The sequence below is a fragment of the Sinobaca sp. SA16-1 genome, assembly GCF_059510515.1.
Window position 1 is genome coordinate 575,891 of the sequence record NZ_JCAKFL010000002.1, and the last position, 19,117, is coordinate 595,007.

The following is a 19,117-nucleotide window of genomic DNA, read 5'->3' on the forward strand; positions in this document are numbered from 1 at the left end:
TTCTCCTCTTACAGCCATGCGCTCAAAGGCTCTGCAAACAGCAGGACGCCAATAAGGACAGCTATTATTGTAAATATAAACACTCCGGCAGCCGCAGCATCCTTCGCTTTTTCAGCGAGGGGGTGATACTGCTCCGTAACCAGGTCAACCGTTTTCTCTATTGCTGTATTCAGCAGTTCAAGCGAAAGCACAATACCGATTGTAAGAAGCAGGACACTCCATTTCCATAATGGAAATGGAACGAGCAGGGCAAGCACGATTACTGCTGCGGCAGCTGCTAGATGATACTGCATGTTTGCCTCATTTTTTGCAGTTTCCTTCATTCCTCTGGCTGCGTACCGAAAAGATAACAGCAGCCGTTTCGTCCTGCGCTGCTTATTTCCGTTTAAGCCCATATTCCTGCAGTATCTCTTCCTGACGGGCAAACATTTCTTTTTCCTCCGAGTCACTGTCGTGCAGATAGCCAAGCAGATGAAGCAGGCCGTGTACTCCCAGGAAAGCAATCTCCCTCTCAAAAGAATGGCCGTACTCTTCTGCCTGCTCTACGGCACGTGGAAGGCTGATGACAATGTCACCCAGCAGATGCGGCACATCTTCGCCCTCCATAAAAGGTTCTTCATCGTCAAGTGCAAAGGAGATTACATCAGTAGGCTTATCTATTCCACGGTATTCTTTATTAATTTCCTGAATTGCTTCATTGGTCACAATCGTAACAGAAAGTTCTGCTTCCCCTTTGATTGCTTCCATCCCGGCTGCCAGTTGAAGTACTTCTTCGAGCAGCGTCAAGGACTGTTCGGATACTTCTGTTGTTTCGTCGTTAATATCGATTGTTACTGCCATAGCCTGCCTCCATTGTGTTTATAGTGTTTTCTTTGTTTCCACAGCATTCAGCTGCTTTTGCGGATCGGCTTCATCATATGCTTCTAAAATCTGCTGCACGAGCGTATGCCTTACTACATCGGTCGGCTTCAGGTAAATAAAGCCTATCGAATCGACGTTTTTTAAAATATTAATCGCCACCCGGAGACCGGACTGCTGGCCTTTAGGAAGATCAACTTGAGTCAGATCTCCATTCACCACCATTTTTGATCCAAAGCCCAGTCTCGTAATAAACATTTTAATTTGTTCTTTTGTTGTGTTCTGTGCTTCATCGAGAATGACAAAAGCATCTTCCAGCGTTCGGCCTCTCATATAGGCAAGGGGGGCCACTTCAATCGTTCCGCGCTCCAGTAAGCGGTTTGTATGCTCCAGGCCGAATACATCATGCAGGGCATCATACAGCGGCCTCAAGTACGGATCCACCTTTTCTTTTAAATCGCCCGGTAGAAATCCCAGGCTTTCTCCAGCTTCCACCGCAGGCCTTGTCAGCACAATGCGTTTTACACTGCCATCTTTAAGCGCATTCACTGCCATGACCACAGCAAGGTACGTTTTCCCTGTACCGGCAGGACCGATTCCAAAAACCATGTCGCGTCTGCGGATAGCATACACATATTCCTGCTGCCCTAATGTTTTAACAACAATAGGCTTCCCTTTTGTATTCACTGCAATTTTTTCCTGGTGAAGCGTGTTCAGCTGATCTATTTTATCTTCTTTGGATAATTGTATAGCATAGATTACATCTCTTTCTGTAATCTCTACGTTTTTTCTTAGAAGGTCAATTAACGAACCCATTACTTCCGATATCGTATCTGCATCTTTTTTTTCTCCGGAAATAATTAAGCTCTCTCCCCGTGTCACAATCGATACATTCAGCTTTTCTTCCAGCCGTTTTAAATGAATATCGTTGGGACCGAACAGCAGCTGTGCTTCGTTTGCATCTTTCACTTCTAAGGATAGTACATGCTTTTCTGCCAATATACTCATTCTCCTCGGATTTGTCGGCTGCACCGATTTAGTCTAGTTGCTTTCGTCTCTTCCCTACTTTACCATCCCTATCCCGCCCTTGCAAAGGGATGCACTGCTCTCTTCCACTTTTTTATAAAGGGCCGGCCGATCATAAAAAACGCAGCAAACAAAAAGAAACTGAGCCGCTGAGGGCTCAGTTTCCTATTTTCTTTTGGAATATATAGATGTTTGATGAGGTCTTTGAGAACGGGGTTTTCCCAAAATCTCCGCCCATATAATTCCGTTTTTTGCATCTTCATGTGATGGAGAAGAAAAAGAGGTCTTTAGTGAAGAACTTCCTGTCCTCTGTGAACTTCTCGTGCTATCCAATGCCTGGTTAAAAATAGGAGAGTTATCGTCAATAGGATTTTTCTCTGCCTCTGACCTCCGCTTTTTAGCCTGTTCCATTTTTTCATAATACTGAGCCGTCCGGCCGGCAGCAGGATCTGTTGTGCTCTCTCCCCGCACAAACTCCCCTTCTGCTTCTGGGACTGGTTTTGTAGGGCGTTCACCTGATGAAGATTGGCTGCCTCCCGGTTTTTCCTGCTGAAAGATTGACTCCCAGTCTATCTTACCGGGACCAGTCCGCTTCTGCTGGCCGCCGCCGGGTCTGTTTTGTGAATTATCTCCTTCGGATCGCTGCTTGCTTCGATTCACAAGGGAAAAGATAGCCGCTCCCGCAATGAAGAGGAAAAACAAGTTACCAAGCAAAAACTCTATGAAAGCATCCATTGGCTGCCTCCTCTTTGTCTAATTCTAGCGGATTGGGCCAGAATCGTTATTGTCATCATTTAGATCTTTCTTTGTGCCTTTGCTGATAGAATCTCTCATGTCCGTATCTGCTTCTACGTTCTGGATATTCATGTAATCCATTACGCCGAGATTACCGGAACGAAGCGCTTCGGCCATAGCCATTGGTACTTCTGCCTCTGACTCAACCACTTTCGCGCGCATTTCTTCAACACGTGCACGCATTTCCTGTTCGTGTGCAACAGCCATTGCGCGGCGCTCTTCGGCTTTTGCCTGAGCGATCTTCTTGTCGGCTTCTGCCTGGTCTGTCTGAAGACCGGCACCGATGTTTTTACCAATATCAATATCTGCAATATCAATAGATAAAATTTCAAATGCAGTACCAGAGTCAAGTCCCTTACTAAGAACAGTCTGGGAAATGCTGTCCGGGTTTTCTAAAACGCCTTTATGGTCTTTGGAAGAACCGATAGTAGAAACAATACCTTCACCAACACGGGCAATGATCGTCTCTTCACCAGCACCACCAACAAGGCGGTCTATGTTTGCACGAACAGTGATACGTGCTTTTGCTTTCACTTCGATACCATCCATAGCAACACCGGCAATAAATGGCGTTTCAATTACTTTAGGGTTTACACTCATCTGTACAGCTTCGAGTACGTCACGTCCAGCGAGGTCAATTGCTGCACTCCGCTCAAATGTAAGCTCGATGTTCGCACGCTGAGCTGCGATTAAAGCGTTAACTACACGGTCTACGTTACCACCGGCAAGATAGTGGCCTTCTAATTTGTTTAAAGAAAGCTCCAGTCCTGCTTTGTCAGCTTTAATCATTGGGTTTACGATACGTGCAGGAATAACACGTCTTAATCTCATACCTACCAGTTGGAAAATGCCCACCTTTACTCCTGCTGCAAGTGCTGAAATCCAAAGCGCTACTGGTACGAATGTAAATAGAATGGCCAATGCAATTAATACAAGAGCCAATACAATAATAAGAGTCAAATCTACTGTCATGTGCCGCTTCCTCCTTTGAATGTGAACCTTAAATTTTTCTTACAATGATTCTTGTACCCTCTACTTTCACGATTCTGAGAGCCGATCCTTTTTCGATAAAGCCTCCCTCAGTCACCACATCAATGCGTTCCTCGTCTACTACCGCGGAGCCTGATGGATGAAGCGGGGTTAATGCCACTGCTTCCTTTTGGAGCAGATCATTTCTGTCACGATTGGAATAATATCCTTCTTCCTTTTTCATTGTATCTTTTAATACCAGCTTTTGCATAGGTCCTTTTTTTCCAAACATGACTATCATAATAATGCCGAGTACAACAGCCAGACCAATAGCTACTGCAAGGGATATGACAACATACGTGGTAGAAAAAGAAGCCAATATTAATCCGCCTGACATAGCGGCGATTCCAAGAAATCCAAAAATCCCAAATCCCGGAACGAACAATTCAATTAAAAGAAGTATCAAGCCGACGAGAAACAAAATGATAGATTCCATTCCCGCAAAGCCTGCGATAGAATGTCCAAAAAAGAACAATAACAGGGAACCAATACCCAAAATGCCCGGAATTCCAAAACCCGGTGTCAGCACAGCCATGATAAGGCCAATGCTTCCTACACTTAATAATATAGGAATAACGACTGGATTTGTGACAAATCGTGCAATCTGTTCTGCAAAGCTAACGCTGAGTTCTTCTACCTGGGCGCCTTCGAGCCCAAGCTGATTCAGAAGCTGCTCACGATCATCGCTTAAATAGTCGGCATATCCCACTTCCTCTGCTTCGGAGGGGGTTAAAGTAAGCAGAGACCCTTCTCCAGCTCTGTAATCCGGAAGGTCTACGGACGGATCAGCCATCGCTTCTGCATAAATGGGGTCTCTGTCCTGAGACTCTGCTGCATTCGTCATATTGGCAGTCCAGGCCGATTGGGCTTTATCTTCTGCTGCATTGCCCGCTCCATCAATAACCTGAGCTGCGCCCATTTCTGTTCCCGGCGCCATTGCAATCGTCTCCGCATTTAATGCGATAAAAGCACCGGCTGACATGGCCTCTTCTGTAACAAAAGCCGTAACCGGCATTGGGGCGTCGCTTACAATGCCTGCTATGTTACCTGCGGCATCAACAGCACCACCCGGTGTGTCTATTTCTAAAATCACATGAGTAGCTCCGGCCTCTTCTGCTTCCTCAAATGATCTTTCCAAAAATGATTCAAGCCCTCGTTCTACCGCCTGTTCTACAGGAATTACGTATACAAGATCATCCTCATCTGCCTGCGCGGCGAAAGGAAAGATTAAAAAGACAGCAGCACTTATGAAAAACATAAGAGAACGTATGAGAATAGCCCCCACCCCTCTTTCTTTTCTTTTACATATATACTCGCATTATTATGTACGCATACCAGCAGGTTACGTTTCAATTTCTTTAAACAAAATATAAACAAAGCCGGAGAATCATACAGAAAAAGCATGCCTCCTTCAATGGAAGACATGCTTTTAACTGCTGAAGAAACTTACGTGGAGAGAATCCTTTAGAAACAAAGCCTTTAGGCTAACGGTTCCCGCATCTCTTGCCCTATATTTTTAACAGAAAATGCCAGGGCATTTCTTCTAACACTTGTATTGCTTATTTTTGCCAGATTGGAACGCAAATTAGAATTTACGGCTTCTTGCCGCTTCACTCTTCTTCTTACGCTTAATGCTAGGCTTTTCATAATGCTTTCTCTTACGCACTTCAGCCAATGTTCCTTCTTTTGAAAGCGAACGCTTAAAACGGCGAAGAGCGACATCAATGGACTCATTCTTACGAACTCGTGTTTCAGCCATAATGATTCCCTCCCTCCGGACAACCAATATAACCAATTAAATAATTGATCATTTTATAAAATTATAATGCATATGGAATAAAAAAGCAATACAGCTCTTGTCATTATTTAAATCTTTTGGATTAGTAGCTTCCTTCTTCTGCCTGGTCTCCTGATACGAGCGCTACACCTGAGCTTGTACCAAGTCTCGATGCTCCTGCATTTATCATCGCTTCGGCTGTTTTCAGATCCCTGATGCCGCCGCTTGCTTTGACTTGCGCCTTTTCTCCTACGATGCTTTTCATTAATGTTACATCTTCTACGGTTGCACCGCCGCCGGCAAATCCGGTGGAAGTTTTAACAAAGTCAGCTCCGGCTTCGAGCGCCAGTTCACAGGCTTTTCTTTTTTCATCATCGGTGAGAAGAGATGTTTCAATAATCACCTTAACGAGAGCCAGTTTGTCTGCTGCCCCCACTACTGATTGAATATCCCGGAGTACTACTTCATCCCGCCCTGATTTTAAAGCACCTATATTAATAACCATATCCAGTTCTGCTGCACCCTGCTTCATTGCCTGTTCTGCTTCCGCAGCTTTTGCTTCCGGTGTAGAGGCGCCAAGCGGGAATCCAATAACGGTACAGACCTTTACTGACGTTTCTCTCAATATAGAGAAGGCTTCTTCCACCATCGCCGGATTCACACATACAGAAGCAAATTCATTTTCTTTCGCTTCGCGGGCCAGTTTCTGAATCTGTTCAAATGTTGCTTCCGGCTTTAAAAGCGTGTGGTCTATCATTGCTGCCATATTCTTCATCGTATCTCTCCTTTATTGCGATTGCAGGAGCTCTTCCTCTTCAACGATTCGTACTACTTCTCCTTCGTTGTAAGGGTACCCTGCCTTGTTTATTTTCACTCTAACAATTTTTCCGATAACAGATGCATCCGCCTCAAACTTTACTTTCATGTAGTTTGTGGAATAACCGACTAAACGTCCGCTCTCCGGATCTTCTTTTTCCTGTTCTTCCGGAATCACTTCCAATACTTCTCCTTCGTGACGCGCTGCATACTGCTTGGCAAGCTGGTTGGATAAAGCAATTAAACGATGCACTCTTTCATTTTTTATTTCCTCATCCACCTGCTCTTCCATTCTCGCTGCAGGAGTACCTGTCCGTTTGGAATAGGGGAACACATGCAGTTCTGAGAATTCCAGCCTGGAAATAAAATCAAAGGTTTCCTGGAATTCTTCTTTTGTTTCTCCCGGGAAGCCGACGATCACGTCAGATGTTACCGCAAGTCCGGGGAGTGCTTCTTTTAGACGCTCCACTCGCTCCGCGTAAAAAGCATTCGTATATTTACGGCGCATTCTTTTCAATACCGTGTCTGATCCGGATTGAAGAGGAATATGAAGGTGATTTACTACTTTTTGGGAAGCTTTAATCACATCAATAACTTCGTCAGTAATCTGACTTGCTTCAATCGATGAAATTCGGATACGCTTAAGTCCGTCTACTTTTTCCAGTTCAAGAAGCAGATCCGATAAATGATAATCTTTCATATCTTCTCCGTACCCGCCCGTGTGAATACCGGTCAGGACAATCTCTTTATACCCCGCCTCTACAAGCTGGTGCGCCTGCTTTAAGACTTCTTTGGGATCCCTTGAACGAAGAAGGCCTCTCGCCCAGGGAATGATGCAGAATGTACAAAAGTTATTACAGCCTTCCTGAATTTTCAGCGAGGCACGGGTACGGTCGGTAAACGATGGTACATCCAGCTCTTCATACACTCTTGTTTTCATAATATTGCCGACACCGTTTATTGGTTCTCTTTCTTTTTTAAATTGTTCAATGTATGGGAGCATTTTTTTACGATCCTGCGTGCCTACAACGATATCCACTCCGGGAATCGCCATAATTTCCGCCGGGGACGTCTGGGCGTAACAGCCCGTTACACAGATAACCGCTTCAGGATTTTTCCTGACTGCCCGGCGGATAACCTGCCGGCTTTTTTTATCTCCTGTGTTTGTCACGGTACAAGTATTAATGACATACACGTCCGCTCGTTTATCAAAATCTGTTTTTTCATATCCTTCGTCTTTAAACAGCTGCCAAATAGCCTCTGTTTCGTAATGGTTTACTTTACACCCCAGGGTGTGGAAAGCCACATTGCTCATTGCGTTCACCTCATTAATTCAAAATGGTAGGACAGTACGGCCAGGAAATACGATGATGCCGTTTCACTTCTGAGAATGCGGGGACCCAGGCTGACAGAATAAAACGCATGGTTCAACATTTCACTTTTTTCTTTCCCACTGATGCCGCCTTCCGGACCAATACAGGCAAAAAAAGAGGCATCCTGCCGGGAACGGCTTAAGGCTTCCGCCAGTGCGCTGTGGGCTTTGGATCGTGCCTGCTCCTCATCTATGACGAGACGCTCTTTATAAAGCGCGGCCTGTTCCATCAGTTGATCTGTATTTTCACAATATACAACCTGTGGAATAATAAGCCTTTCAGACTGCTCTGCCGCCTCTTTTGCTATTTTCTGAAGGCGATCTATCTTTTTAGACGCCTTCGCCTGATCCCATTTTACAACAGAACGTTCTGCCTGATAAATATAAATAACAGAAGCACCCAGCTCGGTGCTTTTCTGTACAATATAATCGAGCTTATCCCCTTTTACAAGTGCCTGGGCAATCGCTGCTTTAACAGGCAGTTCACTGCTGCTCTGTTCTTCCTGCTCCAGATCAAGGCACACTTCACCGCTGTCGTTAAATGAGCGGATCACACCAACCGCAGCACGGCCTTCGTTGTCTAATACGACTACCCTGCTGCCGGTCTCCATTCTCATTACTTTTATGATGTGTTTGGCATCATCCCCCCGAATGACTGCCGTGCTTTTCTCCATTTGGGGTGAGGGAATAAAATATCTCTGCATCCGTTCGCATCCTTTACTCGGGCTTAACTGCTTTAAAAAGGACCCAGTCCTCCATTGTATGCACTTCCAGCTCTTTAAAGCCTGTATCAAGAAGCGCCTGCTCCACCTGGCTGCGCTTGCTCTCTATGATACCGGAAGCAATAAAGATGCCTCCTGCTTTCAACTGGCTGTAGGCACCGTCCATCAGCCTTATAATAATATCCGCTAATATATTGGCAACAATCAGGTCTGCCTGCACGGAAGAGCCTGCAAGCAGATCATTCTTGGTTACTTTCACAATCGATGTGCATTTATTGTATTCTACATTTTCCAGTGCACTTCGTACGGCAATATCATCCAGGTCAAATGCTTTCACGTCAGCGGCTCCCAATTTTGCAGCTGCTATCGCAAGAATTCCTGATCCGGTGCCGACATCGAGTACCGTTTCGCCGCCTTTAAGCTCTCTTTCAAGAGCCTGGATGCACAGCATCGTGGTCGGATGGGTTCCTGTTCCAAAAGCCATGCCGGGATCCAGTTCAATCACTTTTTCCAATGATGACTCCGGTACATACACTTCCCAGCTTGGTGCCACCGTCAAAGTATCCGACATTCTTACCGGTTTATAATACTGTTTCCAGGAGTTTGCCCAGTCTTCTTCGTATACTTCAGCAAGCACAACTTCAACCGATCCCGGATCAATACCATAAAGAGGAAGATCCTTGAGAGCCGCTTTAATTTTCTTGACCGTCTCACCCACGTATTCATTGGCCGGAAAATAAGCTTTTACAATTGCCCCTTCCTCCGGGTAATCCTCTGCTGAAAGTTTATACATTTCGTCTTCCGCTTCATCCCATAGTCTCGTCAAGTCTGCAGAGTCTTCAATTACAACCCCGCTTGCTCCGGCCTGATGTAAAATATACGAAACAGGCTCAATCGCCTGTTCCGTAGTGTGAATGCTGCATTCCGTCCATTTACTCATTTTTTTCTCCCATACGCTTTATTAGTCTCCGCGAAACGCGCGCTTTACTTTATCAAAAAAATTCTGGTGCTGTTCGTCCACATTGGAATCTCCGCTTACTTTGGCAAATTCCCGTATCAGATCTTTTTGATCATCGGAAAGTTTTTTCGGAACAATAACTTTCACTTTAATATGCTGATCTCCGTGCCCGCGGCCGTGAACGTTAGGGATACCTTTCCCTCTCATGCGGAAGCTCGTTCCGGACTGAGTGCCTGCTGGAATCTTCAATTTAACCTTACCGCTTAAAGCCGGTACTTCAATTTCATCGCCGAGTGCTGCCTGAGCGAAAGTAAGAGGCATTTCACAGAACACATCGTCGCCTTCGCGTTCAAAGAATTCATGGGACTGTACATCAAACACGACGTATAGATCTCCGGGAGGTCCACCGTTCACGCCTGCTTCACCCTGGCCGGATACGCGAATCTGCTGGCCATAGTCGACGCCTGCCGGAACTTTAATGCTGATTTTTTTGTTTTTCGTAATTCTTCCTCTGCCGCCGCACGTTTTACACTTTTCAGGAATGATTTTTCCGGTACCCTGACAGTTATCACATACACGACGGTTCACGACACGTCCGAACGGTGTATTCTGCTCTACGTTAAGCTGGCCGGCTCCTCCACATTTGCTGCAGGTTTTCGGGCTCGTACCAGGCTTTGCACCATCTCCGTCACACGTACCGCATGTTTCTTCTTTTGGAATTTCAATTTCAGTCGTTTTTCCAAATACCGCCTCTTTAAAAGCGAGCGTCATTGTATACTGCAGGTCTGCGCCTTGACGGGGAGCGTTTGGGTCACGGCGTCTGCCGCCGCCCCCGCCTCCGCCGAAGAACATGTCGAAAATGTCGCCAAACCCGCCGCCGAAGTCGCCGGCTCCGCCGCCTCCGAAACCCTGGTTCGGTTCTGCACTTCCGAATTGGTCGTAGTTGGACTTTTTCTGCGGATCGCTTAATACGTCATACGCATCTTTTACTTCTTTAAATTTCTCTTCTGCGTTTGCTTCTTTATTTACGTCCGGGTGGTACTTTCTGGCTAATTTTCTATATGCCTTTTTTACTTCATCTACTGATGCATCTTTATCTACGCCAAGCGTTTCATAATAATCTTTTTTACTCAATCTATTCACTCCCGTTCATCGCTCATTACACAAAGGTAATCATACCATTATCGTATTTATTGATTCAACCAGAAACCATGACAAATAGGCGTCCCATTTACATAAAAGAAGAGGCCGCCCCCTAAAGAAGCTTGGCTTCGTTAGTAATGGGACAGCCCCTTTGCTTTTGCATTATTACTTATTTATCTTTGTTGTCGTCTTCATTTACTTCTTCATAATCGGCATCAACGACGTTGTCGTCATCTTTCTGGCCGTCTGCTGCGCCGGCATCGCCGCCTTCAGCCTGCTGAGCCTGCTGAGCTGCCTGCTCATAAAGCTTAGTCGAAAGCTGCTGTACGACTTCCTGAAGCTCATCTTTTGCACTTCTGATCGCTTCAATGTCATCGCCTTCCAAAGCTGTTTTTACTTTTTCTTTGGCAGCTTCTGCACTATCTTTATCTGCCTGTTCTACACTGTCGCCAAGATCTTTAAGCGTTTTGTCAGTAGTAAATACAAGCTGGTCTGCTTCATTGCGTACTTCTACAGACTCTTTGCGTTTTTTATCTTCTTCTGCATTTTCTTCTGCGTCTTTTACCATTTTTTCAACATCCTCATCGCTCAATCCGGATGAAGATGTAATCGTAATCGACTGCTCTTTGTTTGTGCCGAGATCTTTCGCACGAACGTTTACAATACCATTTGCATCAATATCAAACGTTACTTCAATCTGTGGTACACCACGTGGTGCAGGTGGAATATCTGTAAGCTGAAAACGGCCAAGCGTCTTGTTGTCTGCTGCCATTTCGCGCTCACCCTGCAGCACATGAATATCAACAGAAGGCTGATTGTCTGAGGCAGTAGAGAACGTCTGGGATTTGCTTGTTGGGATCGTTGTATTGCGATCGATCAAACGAGTTGATACTCCACCCATCGTTTCAATTCCAAGAGAAAGCGGCGTTACGTCAAGTAGTACAACGTCTTTCACATCACCGGAAAGTACGCCGGCTTGAACAGCTGCACCAAGAGCAACAACTTCATCCGGGTTTACGCCTTTGTGTGGATCTTTGCCGGTAAGCTTTTTAATTTCTTCCTGAACAGCAGGAATTCTTGTAGATCCGCCGACAAGGATAACTTTATCGATTTCAGAAGCACTCAAGCCGGAGTCTTTCAACGCCTGGCGTGTAGGTCCCATTGTTTTTTCCACAAGAGAAGAAGTAAGGTCATCGAACTTCGCACGGCTTAATGTAAGCTCAAGGTGCTTAGGTCCGCTTGCATCTGCTGTAATAAATGGAAGGGAAATCTGCGTCTGGGATACACCGGATAGATCTTTCTTCGCTTTTTCCGCAGCATCTTTTAAGCGCTGAACGGCCATTTTATCCTGCGAAAGGTCAATGCCGTTTTCTTTTTTGAACTCAGTTACAAGGTGGTCAATAATGATCTGGTCAAAATCGTCTCCGCCAAGCTTGTTGTCACCAAATGTTGATTTTACTTCGAAAAAGCCTTCACCAAGCTCAAGGATGGATACGTCAAACGTACCGCCGCCCAAGTCATACACAAGGATCGTCTGGTCTTCTTCTTTTTCAAGGCCGTAAGCTAATGCTGCCGCTGTAGGCTCGTTTACGATACGTTCTACTTCAAGTCCAGCGATTTTACCGGCATCTTTTGTAGCCTGGCGCTGGGAGTCATTGAAGTAAGCCGGAACGGTAATTACAGCTTTTGTTACTGTTTCGCCTAAATAAGCTTCTGCATCTGATTTAAGCTTCTGCAGAATGATGGCACTGATCTCCTGTGGAGTCTGCTGCTTGCCTTCTGCTTCTACTTTATAATCCGTACCCATATGACGCTTAATGGACTGGATCGTGTTTGGGTTTGTAATAGACTGGCGCTTGGCTACTTCCCCTACCTGGCGCTCGCCGTCTTTAAATGCAACAACAGATGGTGTCGTGCGGTTACCTTCCGGGTTGGGAATAACTACTGCTTCTCCGCCCTCCATCACTGCTACACATGAATTTGTTGTTCCTAAGTCAATACCAATTGTTCTACTCATTGTCAGTTCATCCTCCTACTATTAATTAACCATTTTTGTTTATGCGTTTACTTTAACCATTGCCGGGCGCAGTACTTTATCTTTTAACAGATAGCCCTTTTGGAGTTCTTCCACTATTTGGTTGGACTCAAACCCTTCTTCTTCAACCTGCATGACCGCTTGATGATAATGCGGATCAAACATTTCGCCGACAGTAGGCATTTCCTGCAGCCCTTCTGCTGCGGCTGCTTCTTTAAGCTGGTTAAACACCATTTCCACCCCTTTATAGATGGATCTGGCTTCCTCGCCTTCCGGCTCTGCTTTAAGCGCTCTTTCAAAGTTATCAAGAGCCGGCATCATACCAAGCAGAAGCTTTTCCGCGCGGTATTTTTCCAGCTTCACCTTTTCTTCTTTTGCGCGCTTTCTTACGTTATCAAGGTCTGCCTGCGTTCTAAGGGAACGGTTTTTCCATTCCAGCACTTCCGCTTCAAGCTCCTGAATGCGCTGCTCGTCTTCTGATACTACTTCATTAGAAGCGTCATTATCTATAATTTCGACCGTATCTTCTTCGGTCGTCTCTTCTTGTTTTTCATCATTTAACGTTTCTGTTTCTTCGTTAGATAGCGGTTCATCTTTTTTCATATCTTTCACCTCCACCAGTTTTCTTGCTTTTTACATAGAAAGAAGGAGAGATATTTCTCTCCACAGCCAATCATACATGATATCACTAAGCATCTGTTCTGTACAGGTTCTCCAGAATATCCTCCAGGTCATGGGAGATATGCTGGATCAGGCTGATGACTTTCGGGTATTCCATTCGCTTGGGGCCTACAATTCCAATGGTGCCTACTGCTCTGCCATTAAAAGAATAGGTGGCGGAGATAATACTGCAGTGTTCAAATGCGGCATTCTCATTTTCCTGCCCAATTCGTATAGAAAGGCCTGACTTATTTGGCTTTAAAAGGTCGTGCATCATATCTTCTTTTTCAAAAAGCTCATATAAAGATTTCACTTTCGCAATGTCTTTAAACTCAGGCTGGTTTAGGAGGTTCGTCTTGCCTCCGTAGTATACTCGTTCGCTTGAGCTCTTTTTCAGCGTGTCCTCTGCAAAAAGAAGTGCTTCTGCATAATTATCAATATGCTGTTTCATTAGAACGGAAATTTCATTTTCCATTTTCTGTTCCAGCATGTATAAAGGAACGCCGCTGAGCCTTTCATTGAGGATATTAACCATTTTTTCAAGATCTGAGCTGCTTAACCCTCTCGGAAGACTTACTGCTTTGTTTTCTACGTGGCCTGTATCTGTAACCAGGATAGCAACTGCAGCATCCTCGCGCAGCGGAATCACCTGTATACTTTTCAGCTTTGCATCAAACATTTTCGGACCGAGGACGATAGACACATAGCTCGTAAGCTCTGATAAAATGGTTGCGGAATGTTTAACCGCCTGATCTGCCTCCAGAATTTTCTGTTTGAACAACGACTTCATGTTCGTTACTTCATTTTTTGAAAAATGATGCGGCAGAAGCAGATGGTCTACATAATGCCGGTAGCCTTTTTCAGACGGCACGCGTCCGGAAGAGCTGTGCGTTTTTTCTAAAAAACCGAGCTCTTCCAAATCTGCCATTTCATTTCTTATCGTGGCCGGGCTGAATGAAATACTTTTTTCCTGCGATATGCTTCTGGATCCAACCGGTTCAGCTGATTTAATATAGCCATTTATAATGGCCTGCAAAATCAGCAGCTGTCTATTCGATAACATCCATTATCACCTCTTTTAGCACTCCGGTTGTTCGAGTGCTAAATCTATATGTTAAGTTATCAAAGACCTCTCTTTTTGTCAATTATATTCAACGGAATTAATTGAGAATTTTAAAAGGCATTGTCTTTTTCCAATAAAAACTTTTCAAATACTTCGTTTCCGAGCAGTCTGCCCCGCGGTGTAAGTCTTACTTTTTCTGCAGATTCTTCAATCAGCCCCTGCTGAAACAATTCCGGTACAGCTGTGGCAAACACCTCTTTATATTCCATTCCATACCGTTCTTTAAACCTGCTTTTGTCCACACCGTCATACATCCGCAGCCCTAAAAACATTTCTTCTTCCATTTTCTCTGCTCTGCTCACCCGGGTTTCTTCTTTAATTATCGGTTCTCCCTGCTCAACTGCTTTAATATAGTGAGTCAGCGGAGCGATATTGGCATAGCGGACTCCATTTACGTACCCGTGGGCCCCTGCACCAAATCCATAATATTCTTCGTTTTTCCAGTACACACAGTTATGAAAGCTTTCATGTCCTTTGGCTGCAAGGTTGCTTATTTCGTAAGGATAAAGCCCGTTGCGGCTCCCGTAGTCCAGCAGAAGCTCGTACATGTCTGCTTCCGTATCTTCCGGAAAAGGAGCAAGACGGCCTTGTTTGTACCAATTATGAAACATCGTTTTTTCTTCAATTTTCAACGAATAGGCGGAGATGTGAGGCACATTCAGCTGCACCGCCATATCCAATGAAGCTTGAAAATCAGCCATCGTCTGTCCCGGCAGGCCGAACATTAAATCAATCGAATAGTTATCAAACCCGGCTTTTTGGGCCAAGGTTACTGCCTCTACCGCGTCTTCCCTGCCATGCCCTCTGCCAATAGCCTCCAGCAGCCGCGTTTCAAAACTCTGCACGCCGATACTGAGACGGTTGACACCGCTCGTTTTCATGGCTGCCAGCTTCTCCATAGTAATTTCACCCGGATTCACTTCCACCGTATACTCTGCACCATCCGCGAGCGGAATGTGGCGGTCAACAATGTTCAGCATTCTGATAACCTGCTTCTCGTTCAGGGCGGTTGGGGTTCCGCCTCCGATATAAATCGAATTCAGCGGAACGCTGATACCGGCCTGTCTGATTTCCTCTTCCAATGCGTCAAGGTATTCATCCACCGGCTGGCGGTCAATGAGAAATTTATTAAAATCACAGTAAAAGCATATCTGCCTGCAAAAAGGGATATGAATATATGCTGAAGTTGCTGCCATTTTTTCTCCTCCTTCCCTGCATTCTGTTTTCCGTTGGAAAAGGACTGTCTGTTGGATAGACAGTCCTTCCCTTTTATTTGTCGTTATCCATTTTCAATACAGACATAAATGCTTCCTGCGGCACATCTACTTTGCCGACACTCTTCATTCGTTTTTTTCCTTCTTTCTGCTTGTCGAGAAGTTTTCTTTTTCTGGAAATATCCCCGCCGTAGCATTTAGAGAGAACGTTTTTACGCATTGCTTTAATCGTCTGTCTGGCAATGATTTTCTGGCCTATGCTTGCCTGAATCGGCACTTCAAACTGCTGTCTCGGGATAAGGTCTTTGAGCTTGTCGGTAATTGCCTTGCCTCTTTCGTAGGCAAAATCACGGTGAACAATGATCGATAAGGCATCGACAGTTTCCCCGTTTAGAAGAATGTCCATTTTCACAAGACTGGACTGCCTGAATCCAATCATTTCGTAATCAAATGAAGCATAGCCTTTTGTACTCGATTTCAGCTGATCAAAGAAATCATAAACAATTTCTGTCAGTGGGATATTGTACACAATATTTACACGGTTGGCATCCATATACTTCATATCGATAAACTCTCCACGTTTTTTCTGGCAGAGCTCCATTACCGATCCTACAAAATCGTTAGGTACCATTACGGTCGCTTTAACAAACGGCTCTTCTACATAATCCACTTTCTGCGGATTGGGAAAGTTAGCCGGGTTATCGATAGAAATCATTGTTTCATCGGTGAGGTACACGTTATAAATAACACTTGGCGCTGTCGTGATCAGATCAATGCCGTATTCCCGTTCAATACGTTCCTGTACAATCTCCATATGCAGCAATCCAAGAAACCCTGCCCGGAAACCAAATCCGAGGGCCTGGGACGTCTCTGCTTCATACTGCAGTGAGCTGTCGTTTAACTCCAGGCGCTCCAGCGCATCGCGGAGCGGGTTGTAGTCATTGGCATCCACCGGATACAGGCCGCAGAATACCATCGGATTCATCTTTTTGTACCCTTCCAGCTGAACTTCTGCCGGACGTTCGGCGTCTGTGATCGTATCACCTACGCGGGAGTCGCCGACATTTTTGACAGCAGCAGTTACAAATCCTACATCCCCTACCGTCAGTTCATCACATGCAATTGGCTTAGGAGTAAATACGCCTACTTCAGAAACTTCGAATTCTTTTCCGGTAGCCATCATTTTAATTTTCTGGCCGGGGCGTATAGTGCCTTCCATTACACGGATGTAGGAAATAACCCCGCGGTACGTGTCATACAGCGAGTCAAAAATAAGCGCCTGAAGCGGTTTTTCGGGATCTCCCTGGGGTGCCGGCACCTTTTCTACAATCTGGCTGAGTATTTCTTCGATGCCAATTCCACTTTTAGCTGATGCATGAACGGCCTCCGATGCGTCCAGGCCGATCACGTCTTCAATTTCCTGCTTTACCCGTTCAGGCTCCGCACTTGGAAGGTCTATCTTATTAATAACCGGAATAATTTCCAGGTCATTGTCCAGAGCCAGGTAAACGTTAGCCAGGGTCTGGGCTTCGATTCCCTGTGCAGCATCTACAATTAGAAGTGCGCCTTCACAGGCGGCAAGGCTTCTTGATACTTCATACGAAAAGTCTACATGTCCCGGAGTATCAATTAAGTGGAAAATGTATTCTTCTCCATCGGTATGCGTATGCTTAAGCTGTACCGAGTTCAATTTTATTGTAATTCCCCGCTCACGCTCAAGGTCCATCGCATCAAGCGTCTGCTCTTTCATTTCGCGCTTGGTCAACGCACTGGTGGATTCAAGAATCCTATCGGCTAATGTTGATTTACCGTGATCAATATGGGCAATAATAGAAAAATTCCTGATTCGTTTTTGTCTTTCCAACCTGTCTTTGTTATTCATGAAGCTTCACTCCTGCCGGTTCAATCTTATTTGAATATGTAGTTCTGCATATAAAAGCAGCTCCCGATTCGTTTATTCGACCAGGAAGCTGTAGTAGGAAACAACCGTTATATTTTTATACGGGATAAAGACTACTCTTCATTATAGCAATCGTAGGTTGTTACTTCAAATATATATTCACTTTGCCTTGCGCCAAAGTTTAAATTTTGGTAAAATCCTTCTGTGTTCATAAAAGAACGGAACTTGAATCACTTTAAGGAGGTGGGTACCATGGCAAATATTAAATCAGCTAAAAAACGCGTTATAACAAACGAAACAAAGCGTGTGAAGCAGCAGGCTTTCAAATCTGCGACACGTTCTGCTGTTAAAGAATTCTACAAAAAAGTAGAAAACAATGACGAAGCAGGCGCTAAAGAACTTTTTCTGCTAGCTTCTAAAAAAGTAGATAAGGCAGCCGACAAAAATATCATTCATCATAATGCAGCTTCACGTGAAAAATCACGTATGCAGAAGCACCTAAATAAAATCGCTCAATAATGAGCGTTTCCGCCGCCTTCCTTTTTATAAGGAGGGCGGCTTTTTTATGCAGAAAAGTATTTATGCTTGGACAGCGTAATAATACTTAACTCCAAACGCATTTCTTTATCCATTTTTCCAGTTTTTATATCAAAATCCGCCGAAGCCAGTTCCTTTAAACTATTTTCCAGAACGGCCTCATTATAATTTCTCCCCTGTTCTTCTGCAATTTTTACTGCATAAGGATGCAGCTTCAGCTGGCCGGCCATTTTCTGCCGGGAATACCCCTGCTTTTTCAAATAAAGGACATGAATAATCATCCGCGTCTGCCTGGCGAGAAGCGCCAGAATTTTTATTGGTTCTTCTTTTTGTTTAAGGAGATCGTAATAGATGCGGAGCGCTTCATCTGTCCGCTGGCTTATTACCCGGTCCACGAGGGTGAATACATTGTCTTCCAGGGTAACTGGAGTCAGCGCCTCAATATCCTTCCGATTGACTGCTTCTCCCTGTGAAGCGTACAAAGCCAGTTTATCCGTTTCATTTGAAAGCATATTTAAATTAAATCCCGCTCGTTTAATCAGTTCTGTTTTTGCTTCCGGATCAATCGATTGCTTTTTCTGCTTAAACTGAGCGTCTACCCACTTTTCCATACTTCGTTGATCCGGTGCTCCGGCCTGAAGCACTTTCCCTTCTTTTTTCAGCGTCTTCACTACTTTTTTTCGTTCATCCAGCTTATCAGCGGGAACAGATAGAATTAATACGGTTTCTGCAGCCGGATTTTGGCAGTACGCCTCCAGCGCTTTAAGATTATGTTCTACCTTTTCTTTTTCCCGCACCCCGGTCAGAAAGTAGCAGTGCTGCAGCAGCACTACTTTATTTGATCCGAAAAAAGGAAGGGTTTCTGCTTCTTCGACCCCGGTTTCCACAGACGTTTCCCTCATATCATAAACAATAAATTGAAAATCCCTTTCTTCTTCCTGCAGCGTCTGTTTCACAATTAAATTAGTCATTTTTTCCATAAGAAAAGCTTCACTTCCATAAAATACATACAAAGGAGCTGTCTGTCCGGCTTTTATTTCTTTCTGCATGGTTAAATAATCGATTGTCCTCACCCTTTGCACTAATTTTCATCTTCTTTTATTCTACCTTACATGGGCTCTGTTTCAGAAGAAATAACTATAGATTTTCCGG

19 protein-coding genes are annotated in these 19,117 nt (G+C 44.8%); 1 reads left to right on the top strand and 18 read right to left on the bottom strand.

Translation table 11 applies throughout. The features are described from left to right. Positions 1-8: 8 nt before the first annotated feature. From AC5W2J_RS07020 to lepA, 17 genes are all read right to left on the bottom strand, one after another. Positions 9-395: a diacylglycerol kinase family protein gene (locus tag AC5W2J_RS07020; RefSeq protein WP_496058764.1), complete on the bottom strand. Its 387-nt coding sequence runs from the start codon at positions 393-395 to the stop codon at positions 9-11. Continuing rightward, a complete protein-coding gene (gene ybeY, locus AC5W2J_RS07025; protein WP_496058765.1) occupies positions 376-840 on the bottom strand; it encodes an rRNA maturation RNase YbeY in 465 nt (154 codons plus the stop codon). The genes AC5W2J_RS07020 and ybeY overlap by 20 nt, the downstream gene beginning before the upstream one ends. Positions 841-858: 18 nt before the next feature. Beyond that, positions 859-1,857, bottom strand: coding sequence for a PhoH family protein (locus AC5W2J_RS07030; RefSeq protein WP_496058766.1), 999 nt, complete (start codon positions 1,855-1,857; stop codon positions 859-861). Between the two features lie 192 nt (positions 1,858-2,049). Continuing rightward, a complete protein-coding gene (locus AC5W2J_RS07035; RefSeq protein WP_496058767.1) occupies positions 2,050-2,619 on the bottom strand; it encodes a YqfB family membrane protein in 570 nt (189 codons plus the stop codon). Positions 2,620-2,643: 24 nt separating this feature from the next. Further along, positions 2,644-3,651, bottom strand: a complete 1,008-nt coding sequence (gene floA, locus AC5W2J_RS07040; protein ID WP_120193421.1) for a flotillin-like protein FloA — start codon at positions 3,649-3,651, stop codon at positions 2,644-2,646. Between the two features lie 28 nt (positions 3,652-3,679). After that, positions 3,680-4,966 (bottom strand): NfeD family protein, encoded by a 1,287-nt coding sequence (locus AC5W2J_RS07045; protein WP_496058768.1) that lies wholly within the window; start codon positions 4,964-4,966, stop codon positions 3,680-3,682. Positions 4,967-5,293: 327 nt separating this feature from the next. Beyond that, positions 5,294-5,467, bottom strand: a complete 174-nt coding sequence (gene rpsU, locus AC5W2J_RS07050; RefSeq protein WP_120193423.1) for a 30S ribosomal protein S21 — start codon at positions 5,465-5,467, stop codon at positions 5,294-5,296. Between the two features lie 121 nt (positions 5,468-5,588). After that, positions 5,589-6,260, bottom strand: coding sequence for a deoxyribose-phosphate aldolase (gene deoC, locus AC5W2J_RS07055; protein ID WP_496058769.1), 672 nt, complete (start codon positions 6,258-6,260; stop codon positions 5,589-5,591). Between the two features lie 12 nt (positions 6,261-6,272). Continuing rightward, positions 6,273-7,616 (bottom strand): tRNA (N(6)-L-threonylcarbamoyladenosine(37)-C(2))-methylthiotransferase MtaB, encoded by a 1,344-nt coding sequence (gene mtaB / locus AC5W2J_RS07060; RefSeq protein WP_496058770.1) that lies wholly within the window; start codon positions 7,614-7,616, stop codon positions 6,273-6,275. Positions 7,617-7,621: 5 nt separating this feature from the next. Then, positions 7,622-8,377 carry an RsmE family RNA methyltransferase gene (locus AC5W2J_RS07065; protein WP_496058771.1) on the bottom strand — a complete coding sequence of 252 codons (756 nt, stop codon included), beginning with the start codon at positions 8,375-8,377 and terminating at the stop codon, positions 7,622-7,624. Between the two features lie 13 nt (positions 8,378-8,390). Next, the gene (gene prmA / locus AC5W2J_RS07070) at positions 8,391-9,335 is read right to left on the bottom strand and encodes a 50S ribosomal protein L11 methyltransferase (protein WP_496058772.1); all 945 of its coding nucleotides are present in this window, start codon (positions 9,333-9,335) and stop codon (positions 8,391-8,393) included. A gap of 21 nt (positions 9,336-9,356) precedes the next feature. Then, a complete protein-coding gene (dnaJ, locus tag AC5W2J_RS07075; protein ID WP_496058773.1) occupies positions 9,357-10,487 on the bottom strand; it encodes a molecular chaperone DnaJ in 1,131 nt (376 codons plus the stop codon). Positions 10,488-10,665: 178 nt separating this feature from the next. Continuing rightward, positions 10,666-12,513, bottom strand: a complete 1,848-nt coding sequence (gene dnaK / locus AC5W2J_RS07080; RefSeq protein ID WP_496058774.1) for a molecular chaperone DnaK — start codon at positions 12,511-12,513, stop codon at positions 10,666-10,668. A 39-nt stretch (positions 12,514-12,552) separates the two neighbouring features. Further along, positions 12,553-13,134: a nucleotide exchange factor GrpE gene (grpE, locus tag AC5W2J_RS07085; RefSeq protein WP_496058775.1), complete on the bottom strand. Its 582-nt coding sequence runs from the start codon at positions 13,132-13,134 to the stop codon at positions 12,553-12,555. A gap of 85 nt (positions 13,135-13,219) precedes the next feature. Then, entirely contained in the window at positions 13,220-14,254 is a 1,035-nt protein-coding gene (hrcA, locus tag AC5W2J_RS07090) for a heat-inducible transcriptional repressor HrcA (RefSeq protein WP_496058776.1), read from the bottom strand. Between the two features lie 110 nt (positions 14,255-14,364). Then, complete coding sequence (gene hemW / locus AC5W2J_RS07095) at positions 14,365-15,510, bottom strand: radical SAM family heme chaperone HemW (protein WP_496058777.1); 1,146 nt, start codon at positions 15,508-15,510, stop codon at positions 14,365-14,367. Positions 15,511-15,583: 73 nt separating this feature from the next. Further along, the gene (lepA, locus tag AC5W2J_RS07100) at positions 15,584-17,410 is read right to left on the bottom strand and encodes a translation elongation factor 4 (protein ID WP_496058778.1); all 1,827 of its coding nucleotides are present in this window, start codon (positions 17,408-17,410) and stop codon (positions 15,584-15,586) included. Positions 17,411-17,680: 270 nt separating this feature from the next. Here lepA and rpsT point away from each other — a divergent pair, with 270 nt between their 5' ends. Next, a complete protein-coding gene (gene rpsT / locus AC5W2J_RS07105) occupies positions 17,681-17,947 on the top strand; it encodes a 30S ribosomal protein S20 (protein ID WP_496058779.1) in 267 nt (88 codons plus the stop codon). A 44-nt stretch (positions 17,948-17,991) separates the two neighbouring features. On the opposite strand, the gene holA is transcribed toward rpsT, so the two are convergent. Next, positions 17,992-19,038, bottom strand: a complete 1,047-nt coding sequence (gene holA, locus AC5W2J_RS07110; RefSeq protein ID WP_496058780.1) for a DNA polymerase III subunit delta — start codon at positions 19,036-19,038, stop codon at positions 17,992-17,994. Positions 19,039-19,117 lie beyond the last annotated feature (79 nt).